General features: G+C 36.3%; 21 protein-coding genes, 1 other RNA gene and 1 other annotated feature. Of the genes, 5 read left to right on the plus strand and 17 right to left on the minus strand.

Annotation, left to right across the window (positions count from 1 at the left end):
- Window positions 1–18: 18 nt before the first annotated feature.
- Together rpsU and EJN90_RS12815 are read right to left on the minus strand one after the other, a co-directional pair.
- A complete protein-coding gene (gene rpsU / locus EJN90_RS12810) occupies window positions 19–192 on the minus strand; it encodes a 30S ribosomal protein S21 (RefSeq protein WP_010053707.1) in 174 nt (57 codons plus the stop codon).
- 154 nt (window positions 193–346) lie between these two features.
- Complete coding sequence (locus EJN90_RS12815; protein WP_407657544.1) at window positions 347–742, minus strand: Fur family transcriptional regulator; 396 nt, start codon at window positions 740–742, stop codon at window positions 347–349.
- 120 nt (window positions 743–862) lie between these two features.
- Here EJN90_RS12815 and EJN90_RS12820 point away from each other — a divergent pair, with 120 nt between their 5' ends.
- Entirely contained in the window at window positions 863–1,672 is an 810-nt protein-coding gene (locus EJN90_RS12820; protein ID WP_126111881.1) for a pyruvate, water dikinase regulatory protein, read from the plus strand.
- A gap of 101 nt (window positions 1,673–1,773) precedes the next feature.
- Here EJN90_RS12820 and EJN90_RS12825 read toward each other — a convergent pair whose 3' ends face one another.
- The 3 genes from EJN90_RS12825 to hisS all read right to left on the minus strand — a co-directional run bounded on the left by EJN90_RS12825 (window position 1,774) and on the right by hisS (window position 5,857).
- The gene (locus EJN90_RS12825) at window positions 1,774–2,664 is read right to left on the minus strand and encodes a deoxyribonuclease IV (RefSeq protein ID WP_174919306.1); all 891 of its coding nucleotides are present in this window, start codon (window positions 2,662–2,664) and stop codon (window positions 1,774–1,776) included.
- An 80-nt stretch (window positions 2,665–2,744) separates the two neighbouring features.
- The gene (gene aspS / locus EJN90_RS12830; RefSeq protein WP_126111885.1) at window positions 2,745–4,511 is read right to left on the minus strand and encodes an aspartate--tRNA ligase; all 1,767 of its coding nucleotides are present in this window, start codon (window positions 4,509–4,511) and stop codon (window positions 2,745–2,747) included.
- Window positions 4,512–4,537: 26 nt separating this feature from the next.
- On the minus strand, window positions 4,538–5,857 hold the full coding sequence (gene hisS, locus EJN90_RS12835) for a histidine--tRNA ligase (protein ID WP_126111887.1): 1,320 nt from the start codon (window positions 5,855–5,857) through the stop codon (window positions 4,538–4,540).
- A 72-nt stretch (window positions 5,858–5,929) separates the two neighbouring features.
- Window positions 5,930–6,134: a binding site (T-box leader), on the minus strand.
- Window positions 6,135–6,353: 219 nt separating this feature from the next.
- On the opposite strand from hisS, the gene EJN90_RS12840 reads away from it, so the two are divergent.
- A complete protein-coding gene (locus EJN90_RS12840) occupies window positions 6,354–7,670 on the plus strand; it encodes an N-acetylmuramoyl-L-alanine amidase (RefSeq protein ID WP_126111889.1) in 1,317 nt (438 codons plus the stop codon).
- A 40-nt stretch (window positions 7,671–7,710) separates the two neighbouring features.
- Here EJN90_RS12840 and dtd read toward each other — a convergent pair whose 3' ends face one another.
- From dtd to EJN90_RS12875, 7 genes are all read right to left on the minus strand, one after another.
- Window positions 7,711–8,157 carry a D-aminoacyl-tRNA deacylase gene (gene dtd, locus EJN90_RS12845; RefSeq protein ID WP_126111891.1) on the minus strand — a complete coding sequence of 149 codons (447 nt, stop codon included), beginning with the start codon at window positions 8,155–8,157 and terminating at the stop codon, window positions 7,711–7,713.
- A gap of 20 nt (window positions 8,158–8,177) precedes the next feature.
- Window positions 8,178–10,394, minus strand: a complete 2,217-nt coding sequence (locus EJN90_RS12850) for a RelA/SpoT family protein (protein WP_126111893.1) — start codon at window positions 10,392–10,394, stop codon at window positions 8,178–8,180.
- Window positions 10,395–10,663: 269 nt separating this feature from the next.
- A complete protein-coding gene (deoC, locus tag EJN90_RS12855; protein ID WP_126111895.1) occupies window positions 10,664–11,329 on the minus strand; it encodes a deoxyribose-phosphate aldolase in 666 nt (221 codons plus the stop codon).
- 4 nt (window positions 11,330–11,333) lie between these two features.
- Window positions 11,334–12,104, minus strand: a complete 771-nt coding sequence (locus tag EJN90_RS12860; RefSeq protein ID WP_126111897.1) for a 16S rRNA (uracil(1498)-N(3))-methyltransferase — start codon at window positions 12,102–12,104, stop codon at window positions 11,334–11,336.
- Window positions 12,104–13,057 carry a 50S ribosomal protein L11 methyltransferase gene (gene prmA / locus EJN90_RS12865; RefSeq protein WP_126111899.1) on the minus strand — a complete coding sequence of 318 codons (954 nt, stop codon included), beginning with the start codon at window positions 13,055–13,057 and terminating at the stop codon, window positions 12,104–12,106. The genes EJN90_RS12860 and prmA overlap by 1 nt, the downstream gene beginning before the upstream one ends.
- On the minus strand, window positions 13,044–13,568 hold the full coding sequence (locus tag EJN90_RS12870; RefSeq protein ID WP_126111901.1) for a DUF3013 family protein: 525 nt from the start codon (window positions 13,566–13,568) through the stop codon (window positions 13,044–13,046). The genes prmA and EJN90_RS12870 overlap by 14 nt, the downstream gene beginning before the upstream one ends.
- Before the next feature lie 19 nt (window positions 13,569–13,587).
- On the minus strand, window positions 13,588–14,202 hold the full coding sequence (locus EJN90_RS12875; protein ID WP_126111903.1) for a DNA-3-methyladenine glycosylase: 615 nt from the start codon (window positions 14,200–14,202) through the stop codon (window positions 13,588–13,590).
- A 260-nt stretch (window positions 14,203–14,462) separates the two neighbouring features.
- Here EJN90_RS12875 and gpsB point away from each other — a divergent pair, with 260 nt between their 5' ends.
- The 3 genes from gpsB to EJN90_RS12890 all read left to right on the plus strand — a co-directional run bounded on the left by gpsB (window position 14,463) and on the right by EJN90_RS12890 (window position 16,534).
- Window positions 14,463–14,813, plus strand: a complete 351-nt coding sequence (gene gpsB / locus EJN90_RS12880) for a cell division regulator GpsB (protein WP_126111905.1) — start codon at window positions 14,463–14,465, stop codon at window positions 14,811–14,813.
- Window positions 14,814–14,872: 59 nt separating this feature from the next.
- Window positions 14,873–15,236: RNase P RNA component class B (gene rnpB / locus EJN90_RS12885), an RNA gene on the plus strand.
- 155 nt (window positions 15,237–15,391) lie between these two features.
- Entirely contained in the window at window positions 15,392–16,534 is a 1,143-nt protein-coding gene (locus EJN90_RS12890) for a THUMP domain-containing class I SAM-dependent RNA methyltransferase (protein WP_126111907.1), read from the plus strand.
- Window positions 16,535–16,619: 85 nt separating this feature from the next.
- Here EJN90_RS12890 and EJN90_RS12895 read toward each other — a convergent pair whose 3' ends face one another.
- The 5 genes from EJN90_RS12895 to accD form a co-directional block, all read right to left on the minus strand.
- The gene (locus EJN90_RS12895) at window positions 16,620–17,027 is read right to left on the minus strand and encodes a ribonuclease HI family protein (RefSeq protein WP_126111910.1); all 408 of its coding nucleotides are present in this window, start codon (window positions 17,025–17,027) and stop codon (window positions 16,620–16,622) included.
- Between the two features lie 14 nt (window positions 17,028–17,041).
- Window positions 17,042–17,290 carry a cold-shock protein gene (locus EJN90_RS12900; RefSeq protein WP_126111912.1) on the minus strand — a complete coding sequence of 83 codons (249 nt, stop codon included), beginning with the start codon at window positions 17,288–17,290 and terminating at the stop codon, window positions 17,042–17,044.
- Window positions 17,291–17,400: 110 nt separating this feature from the next.
- Window positions 17,401–18,354, minus strand: coding sequence for a tetratricopeptide repeat protein (locus EJN90_RS12905; RefSeq protein WP_126111914.1), 954 nt, complete (start codon window positions 18,352–18,354; stop codon window positions 17,401–17,403).
- An 81-nt stretch (window positions 18,355–18,435) separates the two neighbouring features.
- On the minus strand, window positions 18,436–19,218 hold the full coding sequence (gene accA, locus EJN90_RS12910) for an acetyl-CoA carboxylase carboxyl transferase subunit alpha (RefSeq protein WP_126111916.1): 783 nt from the start codon (window positions 19,216–19,218) through the stop codon (window positions 18,436–18,438).
- The gene (gene accD, locus EJN90_RS12915) at window positions 19,215–20,087 is read right to left on the minus strand and encodes an acetyl-CoA carboxylase, carboxyltransferase subunit beta (RefSeq protein ID WP_126111918.1); all 873 of its coding nucleotides are present in this window, start codon (window positions 20,085–20,087) and stop codon (window positions 19,215–19,217) included. The genes accA and accD overlap by 4 nt, the downstream gene beginning before the upstream one ends.
- Between the last annotated feature and the right edge of the window lie 5 nt (window positions 20,088–20,092).

Genomic DNA, 20,092 nt, shown 5'->3' on the forward strand with positions numbered 1-20,092 from the left:
TCTTCATTTAGAGAGCAATTAGAATTTACGTTTTCTAGCTGCCTCAGATTTCTTCTTGCGTTTAACACTTGGTTTTTCATAGAATTCACGTTTACGGGCTTCTTGAAGAGTACCAGTCTTGGAAACAGTACGTTTAAAGCGACGAAGAGCATCGTCAAGAGATTCGTTTTTACGAACAACTGTTTTTGACATTAATATTCCCTCCCTCCGAGCATTAAAAGTAACCGTTTCATTAAAATCTAATTTTTGAATCATAATGAAATTGTTCTTTTGATATTATAACACAGCTTCTAACATTTGCAATGCAAAATTAACAGTGAAATGGAATTATAGAAAATATCTTTTATCATGCCTTAGCCGTGCAAAGATTGCATATTCCAAAAATTTCAAAGCGGTGTGATTTTAATAGGCAGTTTTGTAATTGTTCTTTAAAAAAATCCATCGGACACATTTCCAATTGAATCGTCCGTCCGCATTCTTCGCAGATAAAATGATGATGATGATGCCCTTCTTGCAGACACGTCATTCGAAAAAGTTTTTCATTATTCAATTCAGTCGTTTCTAAAATTCCGATATCAACAAATGAATATAAGTTCCGATAAATCGTATCAAAACTTAAAGTAGGATATAAATCTTCTAACTTTTGTTGAACATCTTTTGCCGTTAAGTATCGTTCTTCCGCTGCAAATAGTTTAAGTAATTCTTCCCTTTTTTCTGTATGCTTCAAACCATTTTTCTTCATGCGTTTTAACGATTCGTCAACTAATGCTTGTCCCACAATATCCCACCTCCTACTGTTATTTATATTCATACTGTAGTATATTGAAAGAAAGAATGCAACAAAAAATAGTTGAGGTGGCCTATGGAAAATAATCAGATAGACTTTTTTGTAATCTCGGATTCAGTAGGGGAAACTGCTCGAAAAGTACTAAACGCTGTTCTTTCTCAATACCCAGGTGTACAACCAATCATTCATCAGTACCCCTTTGTACGAAAACAAGAAGAATTAGAAAACATTTTAATAAATGCAAAAGAAAAAAACGGCATTATTATTCATACTTTAGTAATTGACAACTTAAGCAGTTTCACTGAGAAATATTGTCAAACTGAAAATATTCGTTGCTATGATGTGTTAAAAAAATTGGTAGAAGATTTATCAGAAATTACAGCTACAAAACCCATCAAACGAGCTGGCGCATTACATCAATTAGATGATGAATATTTTAACCGGATCAGTGCAATTGAATTTGCTGTTAAATATGATGATGGAAAAGATCCAAAAGGTTTATTAGAGGCAGATTTGGTACTATTAGGAGTTTCAAGAACTTCAAAAACACCTCTGTCAATGTTTTTAGCAAATAAAAACATTCGTGTGGCAAACTTGCCGATTTTACCAGAAGCTCAGATACCGGAAGAACTGTGGGAAGTAAACCCTAAAAAAATTGTTGGTTTAACGAATGATATTGAAACATTAGTAAACTTCCGAAAAGAACGTATGATTGCATATGGACTTTCTGAAGAAACTATTTACTCAAATATCGAACGAATTAAGGAAGAAATTAATTTTGCAGGAAATCTATATAATAAATTAGGCTGTTATGTTATTAATGTCGCAAAAAGGTCAATCGAAGAAACCGCAGAAATCATCATTCGAAATGTACTCAATAAGTAAAGGTTCTAACAACATTAAAATAGAGAGTCTAAGTAGAAAAGCTGTCCCTAAAAGGACAGCTTTTCTACTTAGAACTAGGCGGAATTGTCCGCTTCTCTAACTTATTGAGTCATAATATTTTCAATTAAACGAGGATTCCATTTCCCCTTTTTAAACATATCGATTTCAAATCTGTAAGGGGGCTTTTTATTTTTCTTGTCTTCTCCAACGTAAGGAGTTTCCAAAATTTTTGGAAGTTCTTTTAGTTGGGGATGATGAATGATATAGTTTAATGCATCGAAGCCAATAAATCCTTCACCGATATTCGCGTGCCGATCTTTATGAGCGCCTACGTCATTTTTTGAATCATTCACATGAACCACTTTCAAACGATCCAGACCAATAGTTTTATCGAACTCTTCTAAAACACCATCAAAATCCTCGCGGACATTATATCCTGCATCATGAGTATGACAAGTATCAAAAGTAACCGATAACTTCTCATTATGAGTAACACCGTCAATGATTTTTGCGATTTCTTCAAAGTTTCTCCCTACTTCTGTTCCTTTTCCAGCCATTGTCTCCAGAGCAATCTGAGCTGTTTGGTTTGATTCCAACACTTCATTCAAGCCTTTTATAATTTGAGCAATCCCTAAATCTGCTCCCGCTCCTACATGTGAACCGGGGTGCATAGTGATTTGCCTTGCTCCTAAAGCTTGTGCACGAACAATTTCTTCTTTCAAGAATTGTATAGCAAACTCAAAATGATCTGGTTTGGTAGTATTGGCTAAATTAATAATGTAAGGTGCGTGAACAACCAATTCCAGAATATTATTTGTTGACATGAATTCGATTCCAGCAGGAATATTCATATCGTCGATATTTTTTCTCCTCGTATTTTGGGGTGCTCCTGTATAAATCATAAATGTATTCGCACCATATGAAAAAGCTTCTTCTGCTGATCCTAGAAGCATTTTTTTCCCAGACATTGATACGTGAGATCCAAGTTTCAGCATAACATCCTCCTATAAAACCCTTATAAAAACTCTATGTTACAGTCTTGATTGTAACATAGAGTTTTTCTCGATTCTTTTTATTCTTCTATTGTTAAGCGTAAATTTAACTCTTGCAGCTGATTATCACTAATTTCATCCGGAGCTTTTGTCATTGGATCATATGCCTTTCCATTCTTAGGAAATGCAATTACTTCACGGATGTTATTTTCACCCGCTAATAACATTACTAAACGATCCAGCCCGAGAGCAATACCCCCATGTGGAGGGAAGCCATAGTCAAATGCTTCTAGTAAAAATCCAAATTCAGCTTCTGCTTCTTCAGGAGTAAAGCCTAATGCAGCAAACATCTTCTCTTGTACTTCTCGAGTGAAGATACGCAATGATCCGCCACCAATTTCGTATCCATTTAGAACAATGTCATATGCTTGTGCATGGACTGCTGCTGGATCCTCTGATAATAGATGAACATCTTCTTCTTTTGGCTGTGTGAATGGATGGTGAAGAGCAACAAAGCGTTTTTCATCTTCATCGTATTCCAACAGCGGCCAGTCAACAACCCATAAGAAATTAAATTTACTTTCATCAATCATGTTAAATTCGCGTCCGAATTTCAAACGCAACTCTCCAAGTGATTGAGCAACAACTTCTTTCTTATCAGCAACAAACATCAATAAGTCACCAACTTCTGCATCCATCGTTTGAATCAACGAATCAGCATCATCTGCAAAGAATTTTGCAACGGCTCCTGTCAGACCGTCTTCAGTGACTTTTACCCAAGCCAATCCTTTTGCACCAAATTGTTTAATGAAATCAGTCAGGCCATCCATATCTTTGCGAGAATAGCTGTCTGCTCTTCCTTTTAGGTTCAAGCCTTTAACTTGTCCGCCATTAGCAAGAGCTTGTTTGAATACATTGAAGCTCGTTTCTTTTGCGAATTCTTCCAAGTCAATCAATTCCAAGCCAAATCTCGTATCAGGTTTGTCAGAACCAAAACGATTCATTGCTTCTGCATAGGTCATACGTGGGAAAGGTACTGGAATGTCAATATTTAATGTATCTTTCGTAACTTTTTTCAGCATGTTTTCTGTTAAGGTTTGGATTTCTTCTGCAGATAAGAAGCTTGTTTCTAAGTCAACTTGCGTAAATTCAGGCTGACGATCTCCACGTAAATCTTCATCTCGGAAACAGCGAACGATTTGATAATAGCGATCGATTCCGGCACCCATCAATAATTGCTTGAATAATTGAGGAGATTGAGGCAATGCGTAAAAAGTTCCTGGATGAACGCGAGATGGAACAACATAGTCACGAGCCCCTTCTGGCGTAGATTTTGTTAGATAAGGTGTTTCTACATCCATAAATCCTTCTTCATCTAAGTAATTACGAATTGATCTTGTTGTTTGATGGCGTAATTTAAGGTTGTTCAGCATTTTCTCTTTGCGCAGATCGATAAAACGATATTTCATACGCAATTCATCTGCCACAGTATTTTCATCGTCTACATAAAACGGTGGTGTTTTTGCTTTTGCTAATACTTTCGCATCACTTACTTCTAGTTCCACTGTTCCAGTTTTAATATTGGGGTTTATTTGATCTTCTTCTCTTTTTACAACCGTACCTTTTACTTCAAGAATGTATTCATTTCGAACACTTTCAGCTAATTCAAATAACTCTGGGTTATTTTCGTGATTAAATACAATTTGTAAAATTCCTTCTCGATCACGTAAGTGAATGAAGATTAACCCACCTAAATCTCGGCGACGGTTTACCCATCCTTTGACAATAACTTCTTGTCCTACAAATTCTTCCGTTATAAGACCACAATATTGGGTTCTTTTCTCCATTTTCAATCTCTCCTATAGAAGCTATTTTATTCTTTACCAAAAAACTCATTGAAAGCAGTCATATCTGTCGTATTTGTATTAAATACTCGTTCAAAGTTGGCGTAAATTTCATTGAAAGGTACTTCTACTTCTCGTCCTGTTTCCATCACTTTAAATTTCGCAACTTTATTTGCCAATTCATCCTCGCCTATTGTTAAAACAACTTTGGCACGATTCTTGGATGCCGTACGGAATTGTGCTTTTGCTTTACGATTCATATAATCACGATCTGCAGAATATCCTGCTTGTCGAACTGCTTGAGTAAGTTTCAGCGTTTCAATATTTGTGCTTTCACCCAAGCCTACAATATATACATCCAGTTCTTCTATTTCAGGAATCTCTATTTTTTGTTGTTGAATTAGCAGAATCAATCGTTCCAGACCTAAGCCGAAGCCAAAGCCTGGATCACTCGGCCCACCGATTTCTTCAACAAGTCCGTCGTATCTTCCCCCACCACAAATCGTAGTTTCTGACCCAAATACTTTTGATGTGGTCATAATCTCGAAAATCGTATCTTGATAATAATCCAGCCCTCTTACCATGTTCGCATCAATGCTATAAGGAATATTTAATTCTTTCAACATAATCTGAACATCTTCGAAGTGTTGTTTTGATTCACTTGACAAGAAATCCAAAATATTTGGAGCATTTTTCACAATCTCTTTATCACGTTTATCTTTACTGTCTAATACACGTAAAGGATTATTGTGCAAACGTGTTTGAGAGTCGGAACTCAATTCATTAAAGAACGGTTCTAAATATGCGATTAAAGCTTCTCGATACTTCAAACGATCCTCTTTTTTCCCTAGAGAATTTATGACTAGACGTACATCTTCTATCCCTATTTCAGATAGCAAGTCCCATGCTAGAGCAATTGATTCTACATCAACAGCTGGATTGGTACTGCCTAATACCTCTACACCTAATTGATGGAACTGACGGCTTCTTCCACCCTGCGGTCTTTCATAGCGAAACATTGGGCTCAAATAGTACACTTTTAGGGGCTTTGGATATTCTGGACCGAATAATTTATTTTCAACGTAGGCACGAACAATCGGAGCTGTCCCTTCTGGTTTTAGTGCAAGTCTTCGCCCGCCTTTGTCTTCAAAATCATACATTTCTTTTGATACAATATCACTGGTATCCCCTACGCTACGTGAAAACAAGTCATAGCTTTCAAAAAGCGGTGTGCGAATTTCAGAATATTGATAATCATGCATGATAATTCTTGCTGTTTCTTCAACATAATGCCATATTTTCATATCATCTAAATATATATCAGAAGTACCTTTTGGCTTTTGAATCATGGATTCTTCTCTCCTTCGAAATCAATATTACTTTTCCTTTAGCAAAAAAAATAGCCCTATCCCTATAAATTGGGAAAGGACGTGATGAGGACGTGGTACCACCTTAATTCGAGAGTATAAAAACTCTCCTCAGCAGTTAACGCCTGCAACGTGATAGCTTTTCACTATCAATCCTCCAACTCGTCTTTCGAAACAAACATCTGGAATAGTTTTCAACCTAGACTATTCTCTCTAAAACAGATACACTTGATTCTACTTTAATCTTCACAGGAAAAATATTATATTCAAGATACAAGACTCCGCTATATTTGTCAAGCTTAAAATGAAAAAACAATGAGAAATAATAAGTAGAATCAATAAATAGTGATTTTGGCGGAATTGAAAATTTTTATGAGAATTTCTTCTCACTTATTATGAAAAGGCTTTGCATATCTTTTCATAGGTTTGCTATAATATGAGACAAAGAGTAAATTATTTAAGAAAGGGGGGGCAATAATTGAGAACATTACAATTAAGTAGAAATGCCATGCTCATTCTGCTTGTCGTCTTTTTTATGACGCTTGGTTCAATTGGAACAGTGGCCTTAGCAAACTATACGAATGTAGTTGTTGAAGCCAGTGTAGTGAATGTGCGTCTCGGCCCTGGCCTTTCCTATGAAATAATGACACAAGTCCAGGGAGGAGCGAACGTAAATGTTCTTTCTGAGAAAAATGAATGGTACAAAGTTAGACTAGATGATGGGAGAATCGGTTGGATTGCTAGTTGGTTAGTTGATAATACAGAAGTGGCAGCAAGCCAAAATCTAGTTGCCACAATTATCGAATCTTCTGTAAATGTTCGCGAGGAAAACAGTCAGGAGGCCGAGATTGTAGGAACCGCCGTCGAAGGCGAACAATTTAATCTGTTGTATGAAGAAAATGGCTGGAGTCAAATCTATTACCATGATCGTGTTGCTTGGGTACTTTCCGAACTAGTAGAGCTTTCACCAGGCTTGATTGAATCAGAAATAGAAGCAGAACAAGATATGTCTGCTGAAACAACCCCAGTAGCGGGAAATATAACGATTATTAATGAGGGTGTCAATATTCGATCCGGTCCATCTCTAAATGATGAAGTTCTAATGACTGCCACTTTAGGAGAGTCTTTCCCATTTATTCGGGAGGTAGGAGATTTTTATGAAGTTGAGTTTGAGGATGGAACTACTGGTTTTATTGCCAATTGGTTGGTTGAGCTTGACAGCACAATCTCTCAAAACGAAGCTCCGCTTATCACGACTACTTTATCAGAAGCAACGATTGTCATTGATCCTGGTCATGGGGGAACAGATCCAGGAGCGCTGGGTTCATTCGTGTACGAAAAAGAAGTTACCTTAAGCACTGCAGAACAAGTTGCTAAAAAGTTAGAACAAGCTGGTGCGAATGTCATCCTGACTAGAACGGATGATGAATCCGTATCTTTAGAAGAACGCGTCTGGATGAGCAATAGCTACCAAGCAGATCTGTTCATCAGTCTTCATTACGATTCCACCCCAGAAGGAGTATTTGGTACTGGATTTACAACTTATTACTATAATGGAAATGATTCTTATTTAGCAGAATTAATGAATGATAAGTTAGGTCAGAATCTGCCGCTTCAAAATAATGGTGTGGCATTTGGTGATTATCTTGTTCTGAGAGAAAACTCACAGCCTTCCTTGCTACTTGAATTAGGATATATGAACAATGATGATGATGCCTATACCTTTGATAATAATTATTATCGAGATTTAGTTGCAGACAGTATATTCGCAGCTTTAACAGAATATTTTCAATAAACAAAATAAGAGAATGGGACTTCTTGTGAGTCCCATTCTCTTATTTGTTTTTACTATCAATCAGAATTGTGACGGGTCCATCGTTTATTAATTGAACCTGCATATCAGCACCAAAGATGCCTGTTTCAACAATGAGATCATGAGAACGCAAGATCTCATTTAAATTCTGATAGAGAGTCTCCCCCACTTCTGGTTGAGCTGCTTCTATAAAGCTGGGTCTATTTCCTTTTTTCGTGTTCGCCAAAAGTGTGAACTGTGATATGGAAAGTATTTGCCCGCCCACTTCTTTTAAGGAACGATTCATCTTTCCTTCTTCATCCTCAAACACTCGTAAATTTACAATTTTACGGGCAAGGTAATGAACATCCTCTTCTGTATCTTCATTTCCAACTCCTACAAGTAAGACAAAGCCTTTTTGGATTGAACCAACACACGTATTTTCAACTTCAACCGATGCACTTGAGACTCTTTGAATTACCACCCTCATCTGCCTAACGCTCCTAACACTTAAGATGTTACCCGACGAACGCTGTATACATCCGGAATATTTTTAATTTTGTCGACAATTTTATCTAACTGGCTTAAGTTTTGGATACTCAACTTAAGCGTAATAGTCGCGATTTTATTATCATCTATTTTTCCATTTACACTATTTAAATTCTTTGTCATGGAGTTGATAACATGAAGCACTTCATTCAATAAACCGGAACGATTGTATCCTTCTACCAATAACTCGGTTTCATAATCAATTGTCGATGATCCAGAATCTTCCCATTCAACTTCGATTAACCGATCTTTATTTTCATCAGAAAGTTGGACGTTCGGACAATCGGTTCGATGAACAGAGATTCCTCTTCCTCGAGTAATATAACCAATGATCTCATCACCTGGAACAGGATTACAACAGTGGCTAATCCGTATTAAAAGATTGTCAACACCCTGGATGACAATGCCTCCTTCATGACGTATTTTCATTTTAGAGGGCTCTTTTTTCGTTTTTTGCTCAATTGTTTCCAACGCTTGCTCTTGTTTTTGATGATCTCTTTCCCGACGAGCTTTTTCTGTAATTCTATTTGCAACAATGAATGGGGAAAGTTCTCCAAAACCAACTGCCGCAAATAAATCATTTTCAGTCTGCATATTGAATCTTTGTAAAGCGTCTTTTAACACTGGCTTTGTCAAAAACTCTTTAGGAGAAAATTCCATTTCTTGGAGTTGTTTCTCCATCATTATGCGTCCTTTTTCAATATTTTCTTCTCGATCCTGCAACTTAAAGAAGCGCTTGATTTTATTTTTTGCTTTATTGGTTGTCACTAAGCTAATCCAGTCACGACTTGGCCCAAATGAATTTGGGGATGTCATAACTTCTACAATATCACCATTTTGAAGTTTATAGTTCAGAGGAACAATTTTACTATTTACTTTTGCCCCTACAGTTTTATTACCAACTTCTGAATGGACATTATAGGCAAAATCTAAAGGTCCGGCACCAAATGGCAACTCCATAACGTCACCTTTCGGAGTGAATACATACACCTTGTCTTTAAATATATCTTCTTTTACACTTTCTACAAATTCACTCGCATTACGTGAATCATCTTGTAAGTCAATCAAATCACGGAACCAGTTCAACTGTCTTTGAAGGGTGTTTTCTTCCCCTTCAACTTTCTTAGTAGTACCCTCTTTATAAGCCCAGTGAGCCGCAACCCCAAACTCAGCTACCTGATGCATTTCTTCCGTTCTTATTTGGATTTCAATGGGGGTGCCCTTTAATCCGATCACAGTAGTATGCAGAGATTGATACATATTTGCTTTTGGCATAGCAATATAATCTTTAAAGCGTCCTGGCATAGGCTTCCATTTTGTATGGATTGCACCTAAAACAGCGTAGCAATCTTTAATAGAATCCACGATTACTCGTACAGCTAATAAATCATAGATTTCATTAAATTGCTTTTTCTGATCTTTCATTTTTTGGTAAATAGAATAAATGTGTTTTGGCCTGCCGTAAATACTCGCTTCAATATTCAATTCTTCAATTGATTCAGTGATTTTATTTATCGTATCGGAAATATAATGTTCTCGTTCATCTCGTTTTGTATTCATCAAATGAACAATACGGTAATATTGTTGAGGATTTAAATAACGTAAAGATGTATCTTCTAATTCCCATTTCACACGGTTGATCCCTAGACGGTGAGCCAAGGGTGCATAGATTTCCAATGTTTCATTTGAAATACTTCTTTGTTTTTCTGGCTTATGGAATTTTAAAGTCCGCATATTGTGCAAGCGGTCGGCTAGTTTTACCATAATAATTCGAATGTCATTCGCCATTGCTAATAGCATTTTCCGATGATTTTCTGCCAATTGTTCTTCATGAGATTTGTATTTGATTTTACCTAGTTTTGTTACTCCATCTACCAAAATCGCAACGGTTTTTGAGAATTCAGTTTCTATGTCTTCTAAAGTATAATCGGTATCTTCTACAACATCATGAAGAAAGCCTGTTGCAATTGTATCTGGATCTAATTTTAACTCTGCTAAAATAGCTGCAACTTGGGTAGGATGAACAAAGTATTCTTCACCAGATTTCCTCATTTGACCTTTATGCGCTTGTTCGGCAAAATCAGCTGCCTTCTGGACAAAAGCCGTGTGGGAAGAATTCATGTAAGAAGCACATAAATCAATTACTTCTTGTTTTGTATATGTTTTGTTTTTTGGCATTTTGTCACCTCTTTACTTCCAATCATTGTTAATTTATTTTTAAGTTTAATTATACGCTAATCAAGCAAATAGCGCCACGACCTTGTTTGGTAAGTCTGTATTCATAAAAAAGGAACTGTACTTAATGAGAGAGTGGGAAAAAAGGCCTTTAGCCCCGGATCTTCTAACGCATATCATGTCTGTACGTTGTATAATTCGGGTAGAGACAAGGGGCTGGGAGTTTTTCCCAGCCCCATCACTAAACTGTCCAGTCTTTATTTGTCACATAATTATTTATTTAAAGTTTCTTTCCATTCATCTACAATGGCTTTTCCGCTTGACGCTCCTAAACGTGTGGCACCTGCTTCGATGAAGTTTTTTGCGTCTTCATATGATCGAACGCCGCCGCTCGCTTTCACTCCCATATCAGAGCCAACGGTTTCGCGCATTAACCGGATATCTTCTAACATTGCTCCGCCAGTTGAAAAACCAGTGGATGTCTTTACAAAGTCAGCTCCCGCTTCTTTTGCAATCTCACATGCTGCTTTTTTTTCTTCATCCGTCAACAGGGATGTCTCAATAATTACCTTTAATATTGCTTTGCCTTTAATTGCTTCCACAATTGAAGAAATTTCATGCTGTACCACATCATAGGCTCTCTCTTTCATTGCTCCGATGTTGATAACCATATCTACTTCCTCAGCACCATTTTGAACAGCTTGTTTTGCTTCAAATGTTTTTACTTCAGCAGTGTTTGCTCCGTGTGGAAAACCGATGACCGTACATACTTTTACATCTGAATCATTCAGAAAAGCAGCCACTTTCTTCACCCAAAACGGTTGGACACAGACGGACATAAAGTCGTATTCAATTGCCTCTTGACATAAGTTTTGAATATCTGTTTCTGTCGCTTCTGGCTTCAATAAAGTATGGTCAATATATTTGTTTAGATTCATTTCACTAATCTCCTCTATTTAATAATTCAAATTGATATGATATTGCGGATAGTGCATATAGTGGAGCGGTTTCCGTCCGCAGTATCCTCGGCCCAAGACCACAAGTAAGAAAATCTTTTTCTCTAAATTTATCAATTTCCGCAGGGGATAACCCACCTTCTGGACCAAAAATGATTAAGAGACGTTCTCCTCGCTTCATTTGTTGAAGTGTTTTAGCAAAGGCACCTTGCTCCCCTGCTTTCGCATCTTCCTCATAAGCAACTAATTTAAATTGATAATCGTTAGAAAACGTTAAAAGTTCATCCATAGTTTTAAGGATTTCAATTTTTGGCACAGCTTGTCGATGAGCTTGTTCAGCAGCTTCTTGAGTTATTTTTTGAAAACGTTGCTGTTTTTTCTTTTTCTTGCTCTCATCCCATTTTACAATAGAATAGTCAGAAGAAAAAGGGATGATTGTATTTACTCCCAATTCCGTGCTTTTTTGAATAATAAGGTCCAGTTTGTCTCCTTTGGGCAGACCGCAAGCAATAGTAACATCAATAGGCAGCTCATTATTTTTCCCCTCATCTGCCACCCATTTTAAAATAACTTGCTTTTCGGAAGTATACTCAATTATTTCTCCAATACAACTATAAGAATTTGGGTCTGTCACATATACTTTTGTGCCAGGCTTAAAACGCATCACATTTTTCATATGGTGATAGTGATCGCCAGAAAGAAATAAGGATGCTGTAGAAAATTCATTTAAACCTTTTGAAATCATGTATCTTTGCATTATTCTCCCTCTAGCTCCTTTTTGCAGATGATGCAGTACCAATCTTTGGAATTTTTTATTTCCTCAATTATAAAACCTTGTTCAACTAATACTTCTAAAAGCTCCTCTTTCTTTGAATCAATGATGCCCGATAAAATAAATACTCCGTTATTTTTAAGATTATTCCATGCATCTTCAATCATCAATAGCAATATTTCAGCAAGTATATTTGCAACAATAATATCTGCACCTGCGTCATGAATACCCTCTAACAGGCTATTCTTCTCAATCGCAATCTGTGAAGTATATCCATTCAATTCTACATTCATCTTTGTTTGTTTGATTGCAACAGAATCAATATCATAAGCAAAAACTTCTCCTGCTCCTAATGCCTTTGAAGCGATACTCAAGATTCCTGATCCTGTCCCCACATCAAGAACCTTCTCTCCCCCTCTTACAACCGTTTCAAGAGCTTCTAACGAAAGACGAGTAGTCGGATGTGTTCCAGTCCCAAATGCCATTCCAGGATCCATTAGTAATATTTTTTCATCAACCTGTACCGGTTTGTACTTTTCCCAGAAAGGAACAATTGTTAAGTAACGCGTCACACGAATTGGATGGTAGAATTGCTTCCACGAATGCTCCCAATCCTCTTCTTTTATATCATTAATTAATAGTTCATATTTCCCAAGCGTTAAACCCATTGCAGTCATTTCGCTCATTTTTTTCCGAATAACGTTCAATGTATCCTTAAATAGTTTTTCATCTGGATAATATGCTTTTACAAATACATCATGACCAAATTCAGGTATATCACGACTATCCTTTAACTGTCCAAATCCATCGTCTTGCAGATTAATATAGTCTAACTCATCTTCAATTACGGTACCTTGAGCTCCAGCCTCAACTAAAAGATTCGCTGTAGCGTCTGCTGCTTCTGTTGTTGTTATAATTACGACTTCATTCCACTTCATTCTCGTCCACCACATCTTCTGTAATTTCTGACGGATAAGAATAGATTGCATAATCAAATCTATCTATATCCTTCAATGTTTTAATTGTATTCTGATAATTGTTATCATTCCACTTTATTTCAAATCGAACTTGTGCATCGTCCTGTAAGAATTCATGTAAATCATTCATTGCTTGTCCTACGCTGACTCTTAAATTTTTACAAATCGATTCAATTGTACCGCCGTATAAGCCATCCTCTTTATCAAATTCGATGGTAGCTAAATAGTTACTATTTTTAATATCTGATAACCGTGTATCATACAGCAATACAGCATCTTCGAAAACAAAATTATCATGAATATTAACCTTTTCGTATTGATCCGTCACTGTAGAATCTTTTTCTAGTGTAACAGGTATCATAACAACAATTTCAATGGTGTGTTTCTGTTTAAACCACTCTATTCTCCATTCACAAGGAAAGTGAAGGCTCTCCATTGTTTTCTGAATTTTATTGATGATGTTTTTTTGCATATATACCCCTCCATTCCATTTATAGCCATCCCAAATCAGATGCTATTTTGCCTTTTCTTCTCGATACATAAGGATTCCCTTCAACAAAGAATCTCAACTCTTTTTCTGTCCAAATCCCTTTATTCGCTATACCAATTCGCGGCGATGAAAGAATCTTTTTAGGTTTACGGCTGAATGATTCATCGATAAATACTTGCTTACCAAAAATTGATTCCCCATAATATTTCATCGTAATTCCTAAAGCTTTTGTTAAATTTCCAGGACCATTTGTTAACTGATATCCATGTTTAATTCGATTTTCTTCCATTATTCCAATTCCTTCAAATGGCTCTATTGCTCTGATTAACACACCTTCTGGGATACCTTTTTCTTGCGTAATAATATTCAGTAAAACATGTGTATGCATGACATGCACATATAACGTTCCAGCTTCTTGGAACATAGCATACGTTCGCTCTGTTTTTCTTCCTCCAAAACTATGAGCAGCCATATCCTCAATTCCCAAGTACGCTTCAGTTTCCACAATGAAACCCGAAACTCTCTTTCCATCCTTTTCATGTACAAGTAGTTTTCCTAGTAAATTTTGAGCAATTTCTTTTGTCGTATAATCTCCTTTAAAAAGCTTATCTATCATATTTCATTCCTTACTATCGTCTATTTCTTTTTATCATAATTATTTTACCAAACTTTTCTATTATTAACTAATATTCAAATATAGATCATAAACCTACTATAATAATGTTATCTTTTCATTTCTTTTTTGCTTTTCTAGGTCCTAGGTTCTATTGTCATGTTCGTATTTATTTGATATAATTGATAAGAACAAAACTTAATGAAAATAATCATATAACAATATCATTATCTTGAAAATGAACAAAGAACGAGGTGTGGTGGATGGCTGATAAAAACTTAACAACAAAGGATATTTTACAAAAAGAATTCAAAAACTCCATGAGAGGATATAACGTGAGTGAAGTAGATGAATTCTTAGATATGATTATCCGAGACTATGAATCTTATCAAAAAGATATTGCTTATTTGCAGAGCGAAAATGAACGCATGCGCAGTCGTGTTGATGAATTAACAAAACAAGCTGCAATTGGAAAACGAACACAATCAAGTGCTAGCCCTGGCAGTGGCGTAACGAATTTCGATATCCTAAAACGTCTTTCTAATCTAGAAAAACATGTCTTTGGCTCTAAATTAGAAGATCGTCAAGATGATGAAGAATTATTAAATGATTGATTTATACTCTAAAATTGAGTATAATTAGCAATTGCTAGATTTCAGCTAAAAACTCTGTAAATTCTGGGTAATCGCGGTTTTCTTACGAAAACTGAGGAAAGTCCATGCTCACACAAGCTGCGATGCTTGTAGTGTTCGTGCTTAGCGAAACAATAAGCTAAGGCAATTTTAAAAATTGACGGCAGACAAAAAGGCTACGGATTTATCTATGCCTGAGTAATCTTGAAAGTGCCACAGTGACGAAGTATCAAGGGAAACTTTGATAGTGGAACGGGTAAACCCCTCGAGTGAGCAACCCAAACATTGGTAGGGGCACTCTCTTTAGTAGGAAACGAACGAAAAAGAGAGGCAGTAATGCAGATAGATGATTACCTCAGCGAATGAGGCCTGACTTTTTCGCTAGACAGAACATGGCTTACAGGAATTTACAGAATCAGGTTTGAATTGATTGCATTCAGGCATTTAAATTGTCGCTTAATCATGTTCAGAAAATATTTCAATGGAAATATTCAGGGCAGGACGAATGTCCTGCCCTTTTCTTTTTGCTTAAAATTACTAATTATCGAAAGGATGTAACTATGAAACAATATCAATTAGTAGCAACCGCAGCAAGCGGAATTGAAGCCTTGACTGGTAATGAATTACGAGATATGGGGTACGAAGTACAAGTAGAAAATGGCAAAGTTTTTTTTAAAGGAAGCACAGAGGATATCATTAAAACAAATTTATGGTTACGTACTGGTGACCGGATTAAAATTGTTTTTGGTTCTTTCACAGCCAAAACGTTTGATGAATTATTCGAAAAAACAAAAGCATTGCCTTGGGAAGATTTATTGCCTATGGATGCAGCTTTTCCAGTATCTGGAAAGTCACATAAATCTACTCTCTACAGTGTTCCCGATTGTCAAGCAATTGTCAAAAAAGCCATTGTGGACCGTCTATCAAGTTTCTATCATCGCCGTGCCCGACTTCCTGAAACTGGAGCCGAGTACCCAATTGAAGTAGCGATTTTGAAAGACCAAGTTTCAATCACAGTAGATACTTCTGGATCAAGTCTATTCAAGCGAGGATACCGCACTGAGAAAGGCGGCGCTCCTATGAAAGAAAATATGGCAGCATCTTTGGTCAAGCTGACAAATTGGACACCGGATAAGCCTTTCTACGATCCTACGTGCGGTTCTGGTACAATTGTCATTGAAGCAGCTCTAATTGGCTTAAATATTGCTCCTGGAGTACAACGTGGTTTTATTTCTGAAGATTGGAATATATTTGAAGAAAAAGAATGGGACAAATATCGAAATGAAGCAAAGTTAGCTGCTGATTATTCGAAAGAATTGGATATATTGGGAACAGATATTGACGGAAGAATGATTGAAATTGCGAAAAGAAACGCGGAAAAAGCCGGCGTAGAAGATTTTATTACATTTAAACAAATGCAGTTAAGTGATTTCCATACCGATAAAGAATATGGAGTCATCGTATCCAATCCTCCTTATGGAGAGCGTATGGACGATCAAGATTACGTAGAGAATTTATACAAACAAATGGGGGAAGTTTTCCGCCCTATGGAAACTTGGAGCAAATACGTCATTACAAGTGATTTGTTATTTGAAGAATTCTATGGTCAGAGAGCTACGAAGAAAAGAAAGCTGTATAATGGCCGTCTGCGTACAGATTATTTCCAATTTTGGGGGAAAAGACCTCCGCGTAAGAACAAGTAAGAAATACAGTTGTATATAAACCTTGAAGCACCTACAAAAATTAAACGAATTAAAAAATCACAATAATATCTCTAGGAAGAGGTACTTATTGTGATTTTTTATTGGAATACAAAGCATTTTTAGCCAATTGATGAGCGCCTTTATTGTTCTTTTCTGGCACCCATTTTATATGAAAATCAGAAAAACGACTGACTAGCTCTAGAGACCGTGACAGCAACTCTTTATATTTATCATTACTTGTAAATCTTTTATTAACTGCATCTACTAACATTTTACTGTCTGAATGACATAAAACTAATTGGTCATTTTTATGATCCTTCAATAGTAATTCTAATGCATATAAAAAAGCAAAATACTCTGTTTGATGATTTTCATGGAAGCCGTCTAATTTTTTCCCAATTTGAGTTTGTTTTCCATCCTCTATTATCAAAACGCCAACGGATGAATTTTCTTTATTTGGATTAGATGCTCCATCTACAAATACTCGAATCATTTAATCAAAACACCTTACTTTTCTTGAATTTCAGAATCGTTTCTTACAGCAGGTATTGAATCTACTACGTTAACATTTGTTGCTTGCGGACCTCTTGCACCTTCAGCAATTGTAAATTCTACATTTTGGCCTTCCTTCAAAGCCTTGAACCCTTCTTGGTTAATTCCTGTAAAATGAACAAAAATATCATCCTGATTGTCAGAAAGTTCAATAAAACCGTACCCTTTTTCGTTATCAAACCATTTTACAATCCCATGAGCCATTGTAGATCCCCCTTTTTAGTTGAGAAACATGCTTAGCAAATTCTGTTACATTTTAATTATAGTCTTGAAATGGTATTGAGTCAACAAAGCACGATTTTTTGTAGCCCTTCTTATAAATCAGTTAAAATATCCAATCCTCCTTCTACCTCTTGAATGCTCCTATTTGTGATGATTTTTTCCATTTCATCTCCTTGAGAGTGATTCCCTTCTAAGACTAGCTCAATCCATACTTCTGTTGATGGAAAGGCTTCTTGTTCAAAGGGATAAAAATAGGCCATATGTAAAAACAGGTTAGTAGTTAATCGTTCTTTATCATCTACTGAGTATGTACCCAGTCGCATTTGTTCCATTATTTTTAAGTAGAAAAGCGATTCTTCCATCAAATGCAAGTTAGAAACTAAAAATGATTTTGTATAACAACTTTTTTGAATTGTTATCTCATCCGTCATTTCCTTCTCAATCAATAACTGAAGTATTTCCGTTTTAAATAGCGGATGAATTGTTGTCTCTATTAATAAATTTTTCGAGATCTGAAGTAAGTTTTTTTCAGGTAACTTTTTCATTTTCTTAATAAAGTCAATTTGATGATAATAACTCTTTTGGGCAATCAGAATACTTTCTTCAGAGGTGTCTTGAATGAATTGTTGTCTCTTTGATTCTTCCTTTGCTTCAATAATCAGAATATTTTGTTCAATCATATCATAAAAATGTCGGTTCTTATCAGATTGATTGATTTCAATATTTCTTTGAAAGATTTGTTTCCTAGCCTCTTCTAGCTGATCACTTTCGATTAATACGTTTAGTAACAGTAAATCGTCAGCTTCCATCCGATTAGAGTCAAATAAATAAGGTTTGTACCTTTTTAGAAGATCGCTTGCTTCTGTATGTCGATTTTGTTCTTGTAATAGTGACATACAGAAATTAAAAATTTCATCATCCATTTCAATCGAAAGCGCCTTTAATAAATGTTCAATTGTTTTATCAATTTCACCTAAATGAAACAACTCCATTGCAGCTTGTAAATAAAACTGAAAATTTTTAGGAAACTCTATCGAATTTGACATAATAACTCCCCCTAACATCCGTTATAGAATAACAAAAAAAGTCTACCAACTACAAGGGCTGGTAAACTTTTTAAAGCACTTCTAATAATTTCTGAAACGTGCTTGTCTTTGTTCAACGATTTTATCTTTATTCCAACTTTTCATTTCTTCTAACGCTTCAACAATATCTTGGCGCATTCTGGAAATTAATTCTTCCCTTTTTAATTTAACTTTTCTTCTGCTTTCGGGAATGATTTTATCAATGACTTGTAGTTCTAAAAGATCATCAGGTGTGAGTTTCATTATCTCCGCTGCTTCTTTGCTGCGAGAAGAATCTTTCCAAAGAATGGAAGCAAATCCTTCTGGTGAAAGTACAGAATACATAGTGTTCTCCATCATCCATACTTTATTACCCATTGCCAAGCCTAATGCTCCCCCACTTCCGCCTTCCCCTATAAAAATAGAGAGAATAGGGACCGTTAATTGAGACATTACTAGCAAACTCTCTGCAATGGCCTCGCCGATTCCACGATCTTCAGATTCTACATCACAAAAGGCGCCAGAGGTATTAATAAACGTTACAATCGGACGGTTAAACTTCTCTGCCTGCTTCATTAATCGAATAGATTTGCGGTATCCTTCTGGATGCGGAGAGCCAAAATTTCGGTAAACATTCTCTTTTATATCTCGTCCTTTTTGAGTCCCTATAATCGTTACAGGAGAACCATTTAAAGTTGCTACTCCTCCAATGATCGCAGGGTCATCTCCAAAACGGCGATCACCATGCATCTCAAAAAAATTCTCAAATAGAAGTTCCGCAAACTCTTGCGTTGTGATTCTTTCTACACTTCTTGCATTTTTTATAATTTCATTAACTTCTGTCATAACTCTAGCCCCATTTCTTCTGGGCTATGAATGGCTAGAAGATAACTGATAGCTGAGCGTAATCTTTTTCGGGGTACAATACGATCAATAAAGCCTTTTTGCAAGACATGTTCCGCACTTTGAAAACCTTCTGGCAGAGATGCTTTAATGGTCTGTTCAATTACACGCTTACCAGCAAAGCCGACTGTTGCACCTGGTTCAGCCAAAATAATATCCCCTTGCATGGCAAAACTTGCTGTAACGCCTCCTGTAGTCGGATCCGTTAATACCGTTACATACAGCAAACCTGCTGCACTGTGATTTGCTATAGCAGCACTTACTTTAGCCATTTGCATCAAGGATAAAATACCTTCTTGCATTCTAGCGCCACCTGACGCTGTAAATACGACGACTGGCAGTTTTAACTCTAATGCTCTTTCGAATGCTTGTGTTAATTTTTCACCAACGATTTTTCCCATACTTCCCATGAAGAAATTGGAATCCATCACGCACAGAACTGTCTTTTGTCCATTGATAGCAGCAATCCCTGTAACAACCGCTTCATCGGTATTTGCTTTTTCTTTTGTTTTTGCCAATTTATCTTCATAACCAGGAAAATCTAAAGGATTCTCAATGGCCATTGTTTGATTCCATTCTTCAAAAGAACCATAGTCGACAATAAGATGAATCCTTTCTTCAGCAGATATTCTGAAGTTATACTGGCAATGAGGACAAATTTTCTCTTCCCCTAAGTCCTTACTGTAGATTGTTTTTTTACAATTTGGACACTTTTTCCAGAGACCTTCCGGCACGACCGGCTTTTGAACATCCTCTTCGCTTACAGTAGAAGGTTCTAAAGAAATATATGGACGTTTTCGAAATAATTTCATTTCCT

It is taken from the genome of Jeotgalibaca ciconiae (assembly GCF_003955755.1).
GTDB classification, from domain to species: Bacteria; Bacillota; Bacilli; order Lactobacillales; family Aerococcaceae; genus Jeotgalibaca; species Jeotgalibaca ciconiae.